The sequence below is a fragment of the Veillonella sp. T11011-6 genome, from assembly GCF_002959755.1.
Taxonomy (GTDB): domain Bacteria; phylum Bacillota; class Negativicutes; order Veillonellales; family Veillonellaceae; genus Veillonella.
On record NZ_PPCW01000001.1, the window covers coordinates 370,280 to 387,443 of the forward strand.

Here is a 17,164-nt window from a genome sequence, read left to right on the forward strand (position 1 = left end):
GAACGCTCCTTACTTTTATATAAATCCATTCTCTACTAAGAGGGATTGCATAGATTTCTTAGGTTTTTCTTCGGTAGGTTCACTACCAAGATTCATAAAATGACGAATATATCGACCAGCGATATCCGTTTCTAAATTAACCTCTGTACCAATATGGGCAGAGCCTAGAATAGTTTCGCTCAAGGTGTGAGGAATGATCGATACAGAAAAACTGCTGTCCGTTCGTCGCATAATAGTGAGGCTAATACCATCGATCGTAATCGATCCTTTATAGATAACATAATCCATAACAGATTTTGGAGCCTCTATGGTAAAGATAATGGCATTATCCGTTTGTTCACGGTTAATGATGCGGCCTGTACCATCTACATGTCCAGCTACAATGTGACCACCAAATCTACCGTTAGCAAGCATAGCTCGCTCTAAATTGACAGGTTGATGTACTTTCAAATTAGTGAAAGTAGTCATCTTAATCGATTCAGGCATTACATCAGCTGTAAATACACCATTACCAATTGTGGTCGCCGTCAAGCACACACCATTAACAGCAACGGAGTCACCGATTTTCAGATCACTAAAAATCTTTTTACCCCGAATTGTAATAGCTAAGGATTTAGGGCCTTTTTTAATGCTTTCTACACGGCCGATTTCTTCAATGATCCCCGTGAACATAAGCGCCCCTCCTTCCTTGACGATACGCTTCAATACGGATGTTATTATCTAATACAGTTGTTTTTGTAAAGGTTAATTGTGGCGAAGAGTCTAAACTTTCAAAACCACGACCACCTACGGCAGGTGTAGCCTCTGTACCACCGATTATAGTATTACCAATATAGGTAACCACCTTATCAAAGTTCATGGTCTCTACAAAAGAGCTGATAATAGCTGAACCACCTTCAACTAAGACAGAAGTATAACCAAAATCTCCCAACTTTGTAAGAATATCATCAATAGATAATTTCTTAATATCTATGACGATATCAGTACTTTTACTTTTACGAGTAGACACTGATTCAACAACCGTTACAAGAGCACCTACTTGTTCTAAAGCCTGTATCCGTTCTTTAGGACAACCTTTAGATACAAATATATGAACCTTACGAGTATCTACTTCAAATACACGACTTGTGGTAGGTGTTCTACCAAGACTGTCTAATATAATGACATCTGGTTGATGAACTGGGATAGGCTCATTAAGAATGTTTCTATCCAATATAGCATCTGCTAATTCATCATCACTGAGTCGACAGTTTAACTGAGGATTATCTGCTAAGATTGTACCAATACCAACGAGCATAGCATCATGAGTAGCACGTAGTACATGTCCATCACAACGAGAGGATTCATTAGTAATCCATTGGGATTGGCCTGTAATCGTTGCAATCTTACCATCAAGTGACATAGCGCTTTTAATAGTTACAAATGGCTTTCCCGTCTGTATGTACGTAAAGAAATGCTCATTTAGCTCAGCACATTCATCACTACAAACAGGAACTACAACTTCTATCCCCGCTTCTTTAAGATGCTCAATACCCTTACCAGCAACAAGTGGATTAGGATCTGTACTGCCAATTACTACCTTTGCTATCCCCGCTTCTATGATACGAAGTGCACAAGGTGGTGTTTTACCATAATGAGAGCAAGGCTCTAATGTCACATATAGAGTGGCACCTTTAGCATTTTCACCCGCTTGATTCAGTGCATGCACCTCGGCATGAGCCGTACCAGCTTTGTGATGATAACCTTCACCGATTATTGTATTGTCTTTCACCACTACAGCCCCCACCAAAGGATTTGGAGAAGTGTGACCTGTGGCCAATTTTGCCAGTGCAATGGCGCGTTTCATATATGCTACGTCATCCACCATATCACCTCAATAAAAAAAGGACTATATACATAGTCCTTGGGTAATCATAATTGCGCACAACAAATGTGCCTTGTCTTTTCTCATCCAGACTGTACTGTCGGTATCGGAATTGCACCGATTCATACCCATAAGGTTCGCGGACTATACCGCCGGTAAGGAATTTCACCTGTCCCCAAAGACTCATCTATTTTCTTTATGAATTAATAGTAACACTTTTATTAGGGTTATGCAACAATAAGAGTTTTGTATTGAGAAAAGATATTAAATATATAACCTGGAATAAAATAACTATTATTATATTTCTATTTTTATTAGATTGAAAATATATTATAATAACAATATAAACATATATAAACTATGTATACATTAAATAGTAACTTTTATCACATAATTACACTACAAAGAGGTCTAATATAATAATATATGGTTTTATAACAATATTTAATTGATATTATTTATTAAATATAGGTGATAATATGGCAAAAAAACGAATTTCTGATGTACTGATAGATGTCTTAGCCAATGCGGGCATCAAACGCATTTATGGTATCACTGGCGATAGTTTAAACTCTGTAAACGATAGTCTACGCCGCAATGGTAAGATTGCTTTTGAACATGTTCGACATGAAGAAACTGCAGCCTTTGCTGCAGGTGCAGAAGCAGCCTTAACTCATAAATTAACTGTATGTGCTGGTAGTTCTGGTCCTGGTAATTTACACTTGATCAACGGTTTATTTGATTGTCATCGCAATCGTGTTCCAGTATTGGCTATTGCCTCTCATATTCCGCAATCTGAAGTAGGCTTAAATTACTTCCAAGAAACACATCCAGAAAACTTATTCAAAGAATGTTCTTGTTTCTGTGAACTTGTTTCTAATCCAAAACAAATGCCTGAAATTCTATTCCGTGCTATGAATGCTGCTATTGGCAACCAAGATGTTGCTGTTATCGTCCTTCCTGGGGACGTGGCAGTTATGGAAATGGAAATCGACGAGTTACCTGTATGGAACCAACCTCGTTTACCTCATATCGTTCCACAACACGATGACATCGAAGAAATGGCTGCTCATTTAGAAACAGGCAAACGAATTACCCTCTTCTGTGGTGCAGGCTGTGAAGGTGCACATGATGAGGTCGTAGAATTAGCAAAACGCTTACAAGCTCCTGTAGTACATGCGTTCAGAGGTAAAGAATGGGTTGAATGGGATAATCCATATGATGTAGGTATGACAGGCCTATTAGGCTATACCTCTGGTTATCGTGCTATTGAACAATGCGACACACTCGTTATGCTTGGTACAGACTTCCCTTACCGTCCATTCTATCCGGAAAATGCAAAAGTAATCCAAGTTGATAGAGATCCTAGTGCATTAGGTCGTCGTGTTCCTCTTACACAAGGTATTATTGGTACTGTAAAAGATACATTGAAAGAATTATTACCTCTCGTAGGCCAACGCGGTGATACTGAATTTATCGACACTGTACGTAAAGCATATACTAAATTTAGAGGTGACTTAGATAGCTATGCAGTAGCTGAACCAGATGGTGTTGCAATTCATCCACAATATTTTGTTAATCGTTTGAATAAGCTAGCAAGTGAAGATGCTATCTTTACCTTTGACGTAGGTACTCCAGTTATTTGGACTGCTCGTCACTTAAAAACAAATGGTAAACGACGTATCTTAGGTTCCTATAACCATGGCTCCATGGCTAATGCTATGATGCATGCTATTGGAGCTCAAAATGCATGTCCAAACCGTCAAGTCATTTCCCTCTCCGGTGATGGTGGTTTCACAATGATGATGGGCGAAATGTTAACATTAAAACAACTTAACTTGCCAGTTAAAATCTTTGTATTCAACAACGAGGAACTTAGCTTCATCGCTATGGAAATGAAAGCTTCTGGTTACCTAGACTATGCTACAGACTTTGTAAATCCAGATTTCGGTAAACTTGCAGAAGCGGCTGGTATTAAAGGTGTAAGTATTCAAAATTCTAGTGAAGTAGACGAAAAAATTATGGAGGCTCTTAACCATAATGGTCCTGTTATCGTCAATGTTCATGTAGATAAACAAGAACTTGCTATGCCTCCAAAAATTGCTTACCAACAAGCAAAAGGCTTCAGTAAATACTTGATCAATGCAATCCTTGATGGCCGTGGTACAGAACTTAAAGAAATGGCCAAAACAAACTGGATGAAATATAAATCTCTATACTAAAATCTGCCAAATATTCAAACTCTGTCAAAATAAATAAACTGCAAAACTTTCAAAAAGAGGTGTCATCAAATGATGACACCTCTTTTTTTCTTAATTTAATCATATACTGTTATAAAACCTTCAGTCCAACCTCTAAGATTAAGTGTAATTGGGTCTATACCTAAATACTCTAATCCATGTATCTTAAATATATCCCAAGTCTTATACCAATCTAATGCTTTCTCTGCATATTCTAAAGAGCTAAATACACCCATATATCCAGAAGAAGTATAATTAGTATCTAAATCATAATCATACCAAACACCATAAATTTTGTTATTTACTATTTCATAGTTAATATCTTCACCTATATGAGCACAATCATTTAAATAATGAGTTATTATCGAAAAAGAATCATCATTCAAATCAGAAAACCCTATTAAATTTTTTGAATCAGTTAGAGCCTTTTCGGCTAATGATAATTTAGAAAAAAAGCCTAAGCAAAAATACTCTGTATAAGGTAACTCCTTATTTCTTTTATAGTGTGCTATAGCTTCATATATTGGAACTCTCATACCTCACCAACTTACTTTAATATGATAACAATTTAAAAATCGTACTCTAATTATTTCTATCTATAATAATCGTCCTCGTAATCGTCTTTATACCGTATTGCATCTAGATCTGATGGAGATAATACATTCCCTTCTTCATCAACATATTCACGGAATTCATTAAAGTATACACCTGGAATATCTGATTCTTCTAACTCAGGCATATCCTCATGCTCAATATCCCAAAATTCAATCTCTACAGTTTGATTTTTGTTTTTATCCATCATTACACAACACTCCCTTGCACCAATGATATATTAATTGTATTGTAGCAAAATATATAAAAATAAGCACTATATCCTCTTTCAGGTATAGTGCTTACTTTATATGCGATACATATTTTATATTATATTATGCCCCAAAGAGTGACATTTGTTCGTCTTCAGGTAGTTCACCACAGCATTTGAGTTCTTTCATAAGATCAATGATAGTGTTAGATACCTTACAACGACGTTGTAAGTCTTTTAGAGATGTAAACGGACGTTCTTCTCGTTCAGCAACGATAGCATCAGCTACAGTTTCACCTAAGGAATCAATAGCTAAGAATGGCGGCAATAATGCACCATCTTTAATGCTAAAGCGTCTAGCTTCGGAGTGTTGAATATCTACATTAATAAAACGGTAGCCACGTTGATACATTTCCATAGATACTTCTAAGGCGCTCATAAGGTCTTTATCTTTTGGACTTGCAGCGCGATCGAGAGCCTTAATACGATTAAACTCAGTCATTTGAGTTTTAAGGTCCCCTGTCATGATGCGTAAGTCAAAAGCCTTTGCACGAATGGAGAAGTATGCCGCATAGAATGCCAATGGATGGTATACCTTAAACCATGCAATGCGGAATGCCATCATTACATAGGCTACCGCATGGGCACGTGGGAATAGGTAAGAAATCTTTTTACAAGATTCAATGAACCATTCAGGAATATTATTTTCACGCATTTCTGCTTCAAATTCTGTCGTTGCTTGACCTTGTTTATTTCGCTTTTCAATGCCCTTCCCTTTACGTACGTTTTCCATTACGAAGAAGCTATGCTTTCTATCCATACCACGATGGATTAAGAAGTTCATTACGTCGTCACGGGTAGAGATGGCTTCATTCAACTTACAAGTACCATTTTTAATAAGGTCTTGTGCATTGTCGAGCCATACGTTTGTACCATGAGAGAAACCAGAAATACGAACTAAGTCTGAGAATGTTTGAGGACGAGAGTCTTCAAGCATGCCCCGTACGAACTTTGTACCACATTCTGGCACAGCCAAGCTGGCTACTTGGTCACCTTGTAATTGTTCAGGTGTTAAACCAATCCCCTCTGTAGAAGAGAATAAACTCAATGTTTTTGGATCATCAAATGGTATAGTTTTTGCATCTATACCAGTCAAATCCTCTAGCATACGAATGATAGTCGGATCATCATGGCCCAGAATATCAAGCTTAGTCATACGACCTTCGATAGAGTGGTAGTCAAAGTGTGTTGTTAATACGCCACTTTCCTTCTTATTTGCAGGATGTTGTATCGGTGTAAAGTGATGCACATCCATATCGCGAGGACATACCATGATACCGCCAGGATGTTGGCCAGTAGTATTCTTAACATTGGTAAAGCCTTTTGCCAAATGTTCAAAGAAACCACTACGAGCTTGAATATCTCGAATTTCGGCGTATTTTTTAACATAACCAAAGGCTGTTTTATCCGCAATAGTACCGATGGTACCGGCTTTAAATACATTATCACGTCCAAATAGTTCTTCCGTATACTTGTGTGCCTTTGCTTGGTAATCACCGGAGAAGTTAAGGTCAATATCTGGAACCTTATCACCTTCGAAACCAAGGAAGATGGCAAACGGAATATCATGGCCATTAGTTTGTAACGCATGACCACACTCTGGACAATCTTTACGTGGTAAGTCAAAGCCACCTGCGTATTCGCCCTTTTCAAAGAATTCAGAATGCTTACAATTAGGGCAAACATAATGTGGCGGTAATGGATTTACCTCTGTAATTTCAGACATGGTTGCTGCAAAGGAAGAACCTACAGAGCCACGAGAACCTACAAGATAGCCATCATCAAGAGATTTTTTTACTAGTTTATGAGCTATGTAATACAATACGCCATAACCATTGGAAATAATACAGTCCAATTCATAGTCTAAACGTTCTTGTACAACACGTGGCAATGGATCACCATAAATAGCCTTCGCATTTCTATAGCACATTTCTGTGAAAGCTTCATCGGCGCCTTCAATTTTTGGAGAATATGTGCCGTCTGGAACTGGTTTGATATCTTCGATACTATCATTAATAGCACGAGTATTAGTAACTACTACTTCATAGGCCTTTTCTTCACTTAAATAAGGGAAGGATGCCAACATTTCATCTGTAGTACGCAAGTGCAAATCTGGTTGTTCATCTGCATCTGGATAGCCACATGCAGTTAACATGATTTCACGATATATCTTTTCTTCTGGTGTTAAATAATGAACGTCACAAGTAGCACATACAGGTTTATTTAAAGCTTCCCCTAATTCGATAACGGTTTTATTCATATCGATAAGAGCTTGCTCATCAGGCATGAGTCCTTTACGAACCAAGAACATATTGTTCGTATGTGGTTGAATTTCAAGATAGTCGTAGAAGGAGGCTACCTCTAGTAACTCTTCCTTTGTAGCGCCGCGAACAATGGATTGCATAAGCTCACCAGCTTCACAAGCAGAACCAATGATGATACCTTCACGATGTTCTTCAATAACAGAACGAGGTAAACGAGGACGAACCTTATAATGTTCTAAGTGAGATATAGAAATCATCTTGTACAGATTTCGTAAACCTACCATATTTTTTGCTAACAAGATAATATGGTAACGTTTGTCTTTTTCTTTTTTCTTCTTTTTATCTACTGCAGGCTCTTCATCGCGAGTTACTGTCTCATCTTCAATAAGATAACCCTCTACACCGTAGATAACCTTAACGCCTAACTCTTTACCAAGAGCTTGAGCTTCTGGAAAGGCTTGTACTACGCCATGGTCTGTAATAGCCACCGCAGGATGGCCCCATTTTTTTACTGTTTTAAATAGGTCTTTAACAGATACAAGGGCATCCTTATCACTCATTTTTGTATGTAAGTGAAGCTCTACGCGGGAGTCTGGTCGGTTTTCTGTACGCTCTACACTCGTAGTTTCCATAGCCTCGATGCTTCGAATAGATAAGATATAGTCCTTATCAAATCGATCATCAAAGCTGACACTACCTTGTACTCTAACACGCTGTAAGCCTTTTAGCTGTTTAAGTAATGCATCCCCTTCTTCAGGACTATTCGTAAACTTAATAAATTTAATGCTATTTGTATCATCTACGATGCTGCCATTAACGATACTTTTACCAGTCTTAGTATCTCGTTTATCTAAGCCTACAAATACACCTTCAAAGATAACGCTTGGTGTATCTAAGGTGCCCATGATCTTAGAGGTAACTCCTTCAATTTTAGGTCCTAAAATCATACCTTCATCAGTAGGAACATCCTTCGGCGCACGACGAGGATATTTGCTATCCCCTTCACTACCTTTTCCAGTAGATTTTGTCGAACTTTTAGGTGCAAAACCTTTGCTTGCTTTAGGTGTACTGCTTACAGATGCGACAGTATCACTACTGCTAGATGCGGCAGCCGTTTGATTAGAACGAGGCACAACAACTGGACTATTATTGAAATAGCCTAACTCAACAGCCTCTACAAATGGAGCAAAATCATCTTCGTCAACATCATCATATTCATCTTGTTGATCATAACCTGCAAAGGACTTGCCTCTAGGTGCTTGATTTTTAGCCTCTTCAGCCTCACGTTGCGCATCTGCAGCTTCTATCCATTCACCAGCACCGCAGCCACCACCATAATAATAGGTATCTAAACCTTCCCCAGTTTCAGTATCTACCTTCCAAGCAAAGCAACAGGAAGTATCCGTATTAGTTGGAATATCGTCAAAAGAGATATTTTTTTCCTTATACCAAGCAGACAATCTTTCACGCAAACTAAGTAATGTGGAAAAGGCTGAATCCGCTGCTTGAATCGTCACATGTTGGCTATGACAGTTTACATAGAAGGATGATTTCTTATTCTGTTTTGGTACAACACGATAACGTACTTTCATTTTTATCCTTTATACCCACAATAGGTAATACATAAATCTCTAAATCGCCAAATATCGCCCTTGCTGCTACGGCTATCCAAGATAATCTCATAGAGCCCTTTTAATAAAGCTCGTAGCGCCTTAATTGAAATTCTCGGACTCGCCTCGTAAGCCAACTTAATTGGATACGGTTTAAATGACGAATCATAATCCTTACATAAATTTTGTATAGCTTGAACAGACATACCCGCTTGACGGCATTCGCTAACCAGTAACTGTAAACGTAATTGCCCCTCAATATAGCTCATAGCACGGTCTAATTCTTTATAGCCGAACATAAACGGAAATAGTTCGAGCAATGTATCAATATCTCGTTTTAACAGAGCCTCTTTAAAGGTGAAAATATTTTTAGCTCCATAGTCACTGCCGTTTTCTTCGAGGAACTCTTTAGTAATGACTTTATCACCTGTTATTTGTAAAAAATAACGGTCAAATTCGGTTCTCATAAATGAAACCGGTACATCTTGCCACAAATCGATGAGATGAGCTACATATTCCTGTGCATCAGGTGTCATTTTAAAACCATTAGAAGTGCAATACTGACGTATCCACATCACAAGGTCTGCCCCTTCAAGGCGTTTACATTGATGATTGGGGATTTTATCTAAAATCTCTTTATTCTGCTTGATGCGTTTGTCAATCATATCATGATAAATCAAAAGGATGGGATTATCTCCATTATATTCCATAATGAGTTCATATAATGGAACCCAAGCATCGCTATTTTTACCGCTTTTACGAATAATAGGTAAATTCACTAAACAAAATACCTTTTGATCGCCAAAGAGCGAATCTTCACATAGCTTTTCACTTATTTTCTGTGGCCCAGCTTCATCATCTAATACGGTTACTGGAAGGTCAGGATAGACACTTAAAAATTTACGTTTTTCTTCTTCAATTAATTGTGGCTCATCGCCATAAATGAGTTGAATATGTGCCATAGTTCCTCCTTTCACAGATACATATCTTTAATATAACTGTATCCCATTATATACATGTGTTCTGATGATGGATCCACATCACGTAGCGCACCATGAGGGCTGCTAAGTAAAACCATATTATTTGGTAATACTCGGCCAATTTCATTCATTGAACTAGAACGACTCGTAATAAATAATGTATTAGTCTTATCATTTAATTTTAGATTTTTTTCGCCTCTTTGTCCATTATATACATCGATTTCTTTCATACTATTTTTATATATTGTTTTTGCAGATCCGTTACTATGAAAGTAGTCTACTTTTACAACCTTTGGATTGACACCATATGCTCGTATAGCTTGATTGATAAGCCTTTCATTAGGTGTTGTTTTAATATGGTCCGGTGCATCAATTAATACATAGGCCCCTTCGTGATTAGGTTCTATACAAAGTAATACATTACACTGCTTCATAGGAATATAGTGAACCAATGCATTCTTATGATACTGTGTCACATAATATGAAGCACCAAAGGTTGTGACCATAAAAACTAAACATAACACTATATAAACAGTATACCTTTTTCTATGGGTTAAAAAATACGTAAATAAACCTAATAGAACCAAATACATATAAGCACAATAAGGATTCATCATGCCGAACCAAAGTAAACTGCCACTACGACCTAACACATGATTTAAATATAAGGATATACGTAATAGTGCATCTATCAATGACCATAGAAATGATATCGGCAATACATAGCTAATAACAGTACTTATAAAAATTAAAACGATAGATAAATCTAATAAAGGTGCCACTATACAAGCTGCTAACAAACTAGCAATACTAATATAATGAAAGTAATATAGCTGTAGAGGCAAGATGAGCAACTGTGCTGATACACATAATACAAGAGGTGTTTTAATCCATTTAGGTAACCATTGAATACGTTCATATAATACTTTTCCCCATATGAGCAAACCATAGGTTGCACCAAACGATAGCTGAAAGCTTACATCAAATATAGAAAAAGGATCATATACTAAACATAGTATGGCACATATGCATAATGCTTGCTTAGCTTGATATAATCGACCTTTTATGTAAGCCATACACATGAGTATGCTCATTATCGTTGCCCGTACAACAGGAGCATCACCACCAACGACACCACAATACATACAGGCCACTAAAATTCCCATAATCAAACTGGTTCGTTTTCTTAATTTAATAAGTCGTCCCAGTCCATATACCAATGCTAACAAGAGAGCAATATGTGAACCTGATATAGATAGAATATGAATAAGCCCTGTATAGGAAAAATCCTTCATTGTATCTTCCCCTAGCTCACTATAATGGCCACCTAAAGCTAATGATTGTGCTAATACATGTTGTGGACCCTCTAGATAATTAGAAATAGTTTTATCTATAGACTCACGTATTGATCCACAAATAAATAAGAGTTTCCAATATATTTTTTCAGAAAAGTTTTCTTTATAGTGGAATGCTTGTAAGTCTTTATGACTGGCAACTCTATATACACCATCATGGATTCGCCCTCGAGTATTGGAACTTATATATCGACCCCGAAGATTAATACGACCTTCCTCTTCGATAAGAAATAAGGACTTTGGTGTACCTTCTACAACTGAGTATTCCCCCAGTCGTATGGGATATTTGGTAGTAGATACCTTTGAATATACCTGTAACCTTCCCTGTGCATTAATATAATCATTTTTGGCAGTATCTTTATAAGGATGTAAGCCATGGATATCAATAGTATATTTGTAATACTCCTGTCCGTTCAAATTTACTCCTTCAGGAGCAGTTACAACCGTACCAAGATATTCTCCTTCTTGCTGCAAATAATATGAAGTATAGCTATTAAAATGTATAATCCGTAAATCTGTTTGATAATACGACAGTCCTACAAAAACGGACACTAAAACTATTAACTTACCAAGTGATCGCCACCAATTAGACGATTGTAAGACTTTAAAAACACCGACACCTATAATGGCTATCCCTATCGCAAAAATGTAGTACATTTGATTGAGTACAGGAAAATAATTTCCATACCCTAGTATTGTTCCTATAATGATAGATCCTAATATAACATGTGCCCATTGACTATGAGTTAACACCACTTTTGTACGATCAATAATATTTGTATGTAGTGGCATACCTTCGTCATTACAATTTTGATTGTTAAATTGTAATTTTGTCTTTAATTTTCTTAAATACGCCGTCACCAATGCCCTTCACCCCCTTGATACCTTCAACGGAAGTAAAGGGGCCTTTTTGTGAACGATATTCCTCAATTCTTTTAGCCATGGCAGGGCCTATACCTGGCAGAGAGTCTAATTCTTTTGCAGTGGCAGAGTTTATGTTTATCTTATTACCACGCAATAACACTTCAGGATTACCGTGAAAGTTAAATACTACATGGATATGATCACCTGCAGTAACTGGCTTAGCCATATTTACCGACTCTACATCTGCATACGGTAATAGTCCTCCTGCTAGCTTAACAATATCACCTACAGTAGCTGAGCTTTCAAGCTCATATAAACCAGGTGAAGCGACTGCACCTGTTATATAAGCGATTGGTTTATTAGGCTGTTGTTCTACAGTAGATATAGAAGAATTTCCATCTATACCCCCTTCAGCTAGGACAGAATCGCTTTCATCTGTTATAATAGGCCATAGGAAATAAATTCCTACTAAAATACATAGGATTAATACAATTATCATATAGGGCTTCAATTTAACTTTCATAGTGCACCTCCTACTGAAGGATTTCCCTATGAAAAACAAAACTCCTACCGATGACTCTATTGGTCACACTAGCAGGAGTTTAACAATTGATGACGAATTAAAGGAAAAATTATGAATCAAGATACATTAAGAAAATATGCCCGTACATTATTACAATACGGTGTAAACTTGCAGCAAGACCAAACATTAGTTATTTCTGTAGATGTAGAAAACAAAGACTTTGCAGTGATTGTTACTGAAGAAGCTTATGAACTTGGTGCTAAGGAGGTTGTTCTGAACTGGAGATGCTCCCCAATTGCCCGTCAACGTTTATTACATGCGAAAGAATCTGTTTTAGAAAAACCTGCTAACTGGATACCGGAATTCTACAAACAATATATCGATGATAAGGCAGCCTTCTTATCTTTAATCAGTGCTAATCCAAAAGCCTTAGAAGGCATTCCAACAGATCGTATTTCCTTACAATCTCGTAACTTAAATAAAGCGTTATCCTTCTATCATACAGCCATCATGAACTCTTCTGTTACATGGTGTGTTGCTTCTGTACCAACAGTTCTTTGGGCAGATTTATTAGGCTATAAAGGTACAGACGAAGAAAAAATTAACCAATTATGGGATACATTATTGAAACTTTGCCGCATTGAAGGTGTAGAACCAAAAGATACGTATCGTCATCATATGGCAAAATTGCGTCACCGCTGTGAAGCATTGAATAAATTAGACTTAAAGGCATTGCGTTATACTTGTGAAAATGGTACTGACCTCCTATTAGAATTGCCAGAAGGTCATATTTGGCTAGGTGGTGAAGAATCCTCCAAAGATGGTACTATTTTCAATGCTAATATACCTACAGAAGAAGTTTTCTCTGCTCCACAATACAATGGCGTTAATGGTATTGTGTACAGTACAAAACCTTTAATTTACCACGGTAATACTATTTCTGATTTCTCCTTTACGTTTAAAGAAGGTAAAATCGTTGAATATACAGCCAAAGAAGGTTATGAAGTATTGAAAGAATTAGTAGAAACTGATGAAGGTTCCCACTACCTCGGCGAGGTTGCCTTAGTTGATCACTTCAGTCCAATTAGTCAATCTAATCAAATCTTCTTCGAAACATTATTTGATGAAAATGCATCCTGCCATCTAGCAATTGGTGCCTCTTATCCAACATGCCTTAAAAATAGTGATGGTTTATCTGACGAAGAATTAAAAGAACGCGGCCTTAACCACTCCTTAACACATGTAGACTTTATGATTGGTCATGAACGTATGAACATCAAAGGCTACACTCGTGATGGCCAAGAAGTTGATATTATGATTGATGGCCGCTTACAAGTATAAACATAACTACAAAACATAACTACAAAACAATCATAAATTGGATGACAGCAAAGAACTGTATGTCTAGTCTAACGTCTCTAGTAGATATCAATTTATATTGGAAAACTACATATGAAACAGACCCTATATACGCTTGTATATAGGGTCTTTTGATAATAGTAAAAATTTATTCTATTACAATGTAATATTTAAAGTACGGCCTGTTGGTTGGTACTGAATGATTTCTACGCCAGCAGTTTTAAGCATACGTTTAGATGCCTTCACCTCTTTTGTATCCTTGTAGAGGTCATCACGGTAGATAACGGCCTTAATACCACTTTGAATGATTGCCTTAGCACATTCATTACAAGGGAATAATGTAACATAAATCTTGGAACCCTCTAGAGAGCCACCGCGATAATTCAGAATAGCATTGAGTTCACTATGTACAGTATAGAAATATTTATTATCGTCTGCTGTATCGCGTTCCCAAGTAAAGTCATCATCACTACAATTCAAAGGCATGCCATTATAACCAATGGATAAAATCTTATTATCATTGCTAACGATACATGCACCAACTTGTGTATTAGGATCTTTAGAGCGTTGTGCTGCTAAGATGGCAACGCCCATGAAGTATTCATCCCAGGAAATATAATCGCTACGTTTTGCCATAATTACCTCACTGTAAAATAAGCCCCCTTCTACCTATGTAGTTGGGGGCTTACATTATTAAATGAATAGAATATCGTTATTTAACTACGATATTTACAAGTTTACCAGGTACATAAATAACTTTTACAATATTTTTACCTTCTGTAAACTCTTGAACACGACTAGACTCTTTAGCCAATGTTTCTAATTCTTCTTTTGTAATATTTACGGAAACAGTAAGTTTATCACGAACTTTACCATTTACTTGTAATACTACTTCTACTTCATCTACAACGAGAGCTGCCTCTTCGTATACAGGCCATTTTTCTGTGTGGATGGATGTAGTTTCACCCAATTCATGCCACAACTCTTCTGTCATATGAGGAACAAATGGTGCTAAAAGAAGTAATAAGGAATGAGTCAATTCATTAGCTAAAGCGCTATTGATTGTTTCAGCTTTGTCCTTATGAGCGTACATAGCATTTACTAGTTCCATGATAGCAGAAATAGCAGTGTTAAAGTTGAAGTTATTATCGAGGTCTTCTGTAACCTTTTTGATAACACGGTGTAATTCACGACGCAATGCAAATTCGTCTTTTGTAAGTTCACCAGTTACATTTTTCTTAGCTTCTTCGTTGTATGCATCAACAATACGCCATACACGACCTAAGAAACGGTAAGAACCTTCAACGCCTTGGTCAGACCAATCAAGGTCACGATCTACAGGAGCTGCAAATAGAATGAATAAACGTGCAGTGTCTGCGCCATAAGTATTGATAATTTCTTCAGGAGAAACTACATTCCCTTTGGATTTAGACATTTTGCTGCCTTCTTTAAGAACCATACCTTGTGTCAACAAACCACGGAATGGTTCGTTAGCTTCGATAAGGCCTAAATCATGAATAACTTTCACAAAGAATCGGGAGTACAACAAGTGCAAGATAGCATGTTCAATACCGCCGATATATTGGTCAACGTTCATCCAGTAGTTAGCAATTTTTTTATCGAATGGAACTTGGTCGTTTTTAGCGTCTGTATAGCGCAAGAAGTACCAAGAGGAATCGATAAATGTGTCCATTGTGTCTGTTTCACGACGTGCAGGACCACCACATTTAGGACATGTAGTATTTAAGAAGCTTTCAGATGTAGCCAATGGAGATACAGCACCAGATTCAAATTTAACATCCTCTGGCAAGCGTACTGGCAACTGTTCTTCAGGAACGAGTTGTTCACCACATTTTTCACAATATACTACAGGAATTGGCACGCCCCAGTAACGTTGACGAGAAATCAACCAGTCACGAAGGCGGAAGTTTACTTTACCTTCACCAATACCGCGTTCATTAAGAGCAGCTGTAATAGTTTTACGAGCCTCTTCAGATGTTTGGCCGTTATATTCACCAGAATTAACGAGGACACCATCTTCATGGTACCATTCTTGCCATTTATCAAGGCTATACTCTTCACCTTCACGAGCTACGACTTGTTTAATAGGCAAATCGTATTTATGAGCAAATTCCCAGTCACGTTCATCATGCGCAGGGGAACCCATTACGGCACCAGTACCATAGTCTACCAATACATAGTTTGCAATCCATACAGGAACTTGTTCGCCAGACATTGGGTTTACTGCATAGGAACCAGTGAACATACCTTCTTTAGGTGCCTCTGTAGATGTACGATCAATATCGCTCATATTGCGCATACGCGTAATGAAAGCTTCTAATTCAGCTTTATTAGGCGCATTTTCAATAAGGCGTTCCACATATGGATGTTCAGGAGCCAATACTACATAGCTTACGCCATAAATAGTATCAACCCGTGTAGTATACACAGATACGCGTTCATTGATGGATGGCACTTCAAAGGAGAATTCTGTACCTTCAGAACGGCCAATCCAGTTCTTTTGCATCAATTTAACGCGTTGTGGCCAGTGATCAAGAGTGTCCAAATCAGTTAACAAGCGATCCGCATATTCTGTAATGCGCAAGAACCATTGAGACAAGTCTTTTTTCTCAACTGGGTTGTCACAGCGCCAACAAGCACCATCGATTACTTGTTCGTTAGCCAATACAGTATGGCAAGTTTCGCACCAGTTTACTTTAGCTTCTTTTTTATAAGCTAAGCCTTTTTTGTAGAACTGTTCGAAGAACCATTGTGTCCACTTATAGTAATCTTCTTTACATGTTGCAACTTCACGGTCCCAGTCGTAGGATAAACCAAGTGCTTTTTGTTGCAATTTCATGTTCTCGATATTATCGAGTGTCCATGTTTTAGGGGCAATGCCATGTTTGATAGCTGCGTTTTCTGCAGGCATACCAAAGGAGTCCCAGCCCATTGGATGTAACACGTTGAAGCCCTTCATTTTTTTGAAACGAGCTACTACGTCACCGATGGAATAGTTACGTACGTGACCCATGTGTAAGTTACCAGATGGGTATGGGAACATTTCTAATACATAGTATTTTTCTTTAGATTCATCATATTCTGTTTTAAAAGTATGGTTATCTTCCCAGTACTTTTGCCACTTTTTCTCAATATCTTGGGCTACATATTTTTCATTCATGTAGGGGCCTCCTCATATAGTCAACCTCATAAGTTGCCGTTTTATAATCAATATTTTTATTT

The 17,164-nt window shown here is 37.4% G+C and carries 12 protein-coding genes and 1 riboswitch; of the genes, 2 read left to right on the forward strand and 10 right to left on the reverse strand.

What is annotated here, in order from left to right; genetic code table 11:
* Positions 1 to 15: 15 nt before the first annotated feature.
* Both VRHSUH10_RS01750 and ribD read right to left on the reverse strand, forming a co-directional pair.
* Positions 16 to 672, reverse strand: a complete 657-nt coding sequence (locus tag VRHSUH10_RS01750; protein ID WP_105089209.1) for a riboflavin synthase — start codon at positions 670 to 672, stop codon at positions 16 to 18.
* A complete protein-coding gene (gene ribD / locus VRHSUH10_RS01755) occupies positions 653 to 1,867 on the reverse strand; it encodes a bifunctional diaminohydroxyphosphoribosylaminopyrimidine deaminase/5-amino-6-(5-phosphoribosylamino)uracil reductase RibD (protein WP_105089210.1) in 1,215 nt (404 codons plus the stop codon). The genes VRHSUH10_RS01750 and ribD overlap by 20 nt, the downstream gene beginning before the upstream one ends.
* 68 nt (positions 1,868 to 1,935) lie before the next feature.
* Positions 1,936 to 2,051, reverse strand: a riboswitch (FMN riboswitch).
* Positions 2,052 to 2,343: 292 nt separating this feature from the next.
* On the opposite strand from ribD, the gene poxB reads away from it, so the two are divergent.
* Positions 2,344 to 4,086, forward strand: a complete 1,743-nt coding sequence (poxB, locus tag VRHSUH10_RS01760; protein WP_105089211.1) for a ubiquinone-dependent pyruvate dehydrogenase — start codon at positions 2,344 to 2,346, stop codon at positions 4,084 to 4,086.
* Positions 4,087 to 4,181: 95 nt separating this feature from the next.
* Here poxB and VRHSUH10_RS01765 read toward each other — a convergent pair whose 3' ends face one another.
* From VRHSUH10_RS01765 to VRHSUH10_RS01790, 6 genes are all read right to left on the reverse strand, one after another.
* Complete coding sequence (locus VRHSUH10_RS01765) at positions 4,182 to 4,640, reverse strand: hypothetical protein (RefSeq protein ID WP_105089212.1); 459 nt, start codon at positions 4,638 to 4,640, stop codon at positions 4,182 to 4,184.
* 56 nt (positions 4,641 to 4,696) lie between these two features.
* Positions 4,697 to 4,906 (reverse strand): hypothetical protein, encoded by a 210-nt coding sequence (locus VRHSUH10_RS01770; RefSeq protein ID WP_105089213.1) that lies wholly within the window; start codon positions 4,904 to 4,906, stop codon positions 4,697 to 4,699.
* Between the two features lie 124 nt (positions 4,907 to 5,030).
* Positions 5,031 to 8,822: a PolC-type DNA polymerase III gene (locus VRHSUH10_RS01775; RefSeq protein ID WP_105089214.1), complete on the reverse strand. Its 3,792-nt coding sequence runs from the start codon at positions 8,820 to 8,822 to the stop codon at positions 5,031 to 5,033.
* 2 nt (positions 8,823 to 8,824) lie between these two features.
* Positions 8,825 to 9,802 (reverse strand): DNA polymerase III subunit delta, encoded by a 978-nt coding sequence (gene holA / locus VRHSUH10_RS01780; protein ID WP_105089215.1) that lies wholly within the window; start codon positions 9,800 to 9,802, stop codon positions 8,825 to 8,827.
* 11 nt (positions 9,803 to 9,813) lie between these two features.
* Positions 9,814 to 12,036, reverse strand: coding sequence for a ComEC/Rec2 family competence protein (locus VRHSUH10_RS01785; RefSeq protein WP_105089542.1), 2,223 nt, complete (start codon positions 12,034 to 12,036; stop codon positions 9,814 to 9,816).
* Positions 11,993 to 12,562 (reverse strand): helix-hairpin-helix domain-containing protein, encoded by a 570-nt coding sequence (locus VRHSUH10_RS01790; RefSeq protein WP_105089216.1) that lies wholly within the window; start codon positions 12,560 to 12,562, stop codon positions 11,993 to 11,995. The genes VRHSUH10_RS01785 and VRHSUH10_RS01790 overlap by 44 nt, the downstream gene beginning before the upstream one ends.
* Before the next feature lie 111 nt (positions 12,563 to 12,673).
* On the opposite strand from VRHSUH10_RS01790, the gene VRHSUH10_RS01795 reads away from it, so the two are divergent.
* On the forward strand, positions 12,674 to 13,903 hold the full coding sequence (locus tag VRHSUH10_RS01795; RefSeq protein ID WP_105089217.1) for an aminopeptidase: 1,230 nt from the start codon (positions 12,674 to 12,676) through the stop codon (positions 13,901 to 13,903).
* Between the two features lie 174 nt (positions 13,904 to 14,077).
* On the opposite strand, the gene VRHSUH10_RS01800 is transcribed toward VRHSUH10_RS01795, so the two are convergent.
* Together VRHSUH10_RS01800 and leuS are read right to left on the reverse strand one after the other, a co-directional pair.
* On the reverse strand, positions 14,078 to 14,557 hold the full coding sequence (locus VRHSUH10_RS01800) for a dCMP deaminase family protein (RefSeq protein ID WP_105089218.1): 480 nt from the start codon (positions 14,555 to 14,557) through the stop codon (positions 14,078 to 14,080).
* Between the two features lie 76 nt (positions 14,558 to 14,633).
* Positions 14,634 to 17,102, reverse strand: a complete 2,469-nt coding sequence (gene leuS, locus VRHSUH10_RS01805; protein WP_105089219.1) for a leucine--tRNA ligase — start codon at positions 17,100 to 17,102, stop codon at positions 14,634 to 14,636.
* Positions 17,103 to 17,164: the final 62 nt, after the last annotated feature.

Bases quoted from the DNA above. Each gene is read 5' to 3' on its own strand.
- VRHSUH10_RS01750 (WP_105089209.1), bottom strand. From the start codon at position 672: ATGTTCACGGGGATCATTGAAGAAATCGGCCGTGTAGAAAGCATTAAA.
- VRHSUH10_RS01790 (WP_105089216.1), bottom strand. From the start codon at position 12,562: ATGAAAGTTAAATTGAAGCCCTATATGATAATTGTATTAATCCTATGT.
- VRHSUH10_RS01775 (WP_105089214.1), bottom strand. From the start codon at position 8,822: ATGAAAGTACGTTATCGTGTTGTACCAAAACAGAATAAGAAATCATCC.
- holA (WP_105089215.1), bottom strand. From the start codon at position 9,802: ATGGCACATATTCAACTCATTTATGGCGATGAGCCACAATTAATTGAA.
- VRHSUH10_RS01800 (WP_105089218.1), bottom strand. From the start codon at position 14,557: ATGGCAAAACGTAGCGATTATATTTCCTGGGATGAATACTTCATGGGC.
- VRHSUH10_RS01795 (WP_105089217.1), top strand. From the start codon at position 12,674: ATGAATCAAGATACATTAAGAAAATATGCCCGTACATTATTACAATAC.
- VRHSUH10_RS01770 (WP_105089213.1), bottom strand. From the start codon at position 4,906: ATGATGGATAAAAACAAAAATCAAACTGTAGAGATTGAATTTTGGGAT.
- poxB (WP_105089211.1), top strand. From the start codon at position 2,344: ATGGCAAAAAAACGAATTTCTGATGTACTGATAGATGTCTTAGCCAAT.
- VRHSUH10_RS01765 (WP_105089212.1), bottom strand. From the start codon at position 4,640: ATGAGAGTTCCAATATATGAAGCTATAGCACACTATAAAAGAAATAAG.
- leuS (WP_105089219.1), bottom strand. From the start codon at position 17,102: ATGAATGAAAAATATGTAGCCCAAGATATTGAGAAAAAGTGGCAAAAG.
- ribD (WP_105089210.1), bottom strand. From the start codon at position 1,867: ATGGTGGATGACGTAGCATATATGAAACGCGCCATTGCACTGGCAAAA.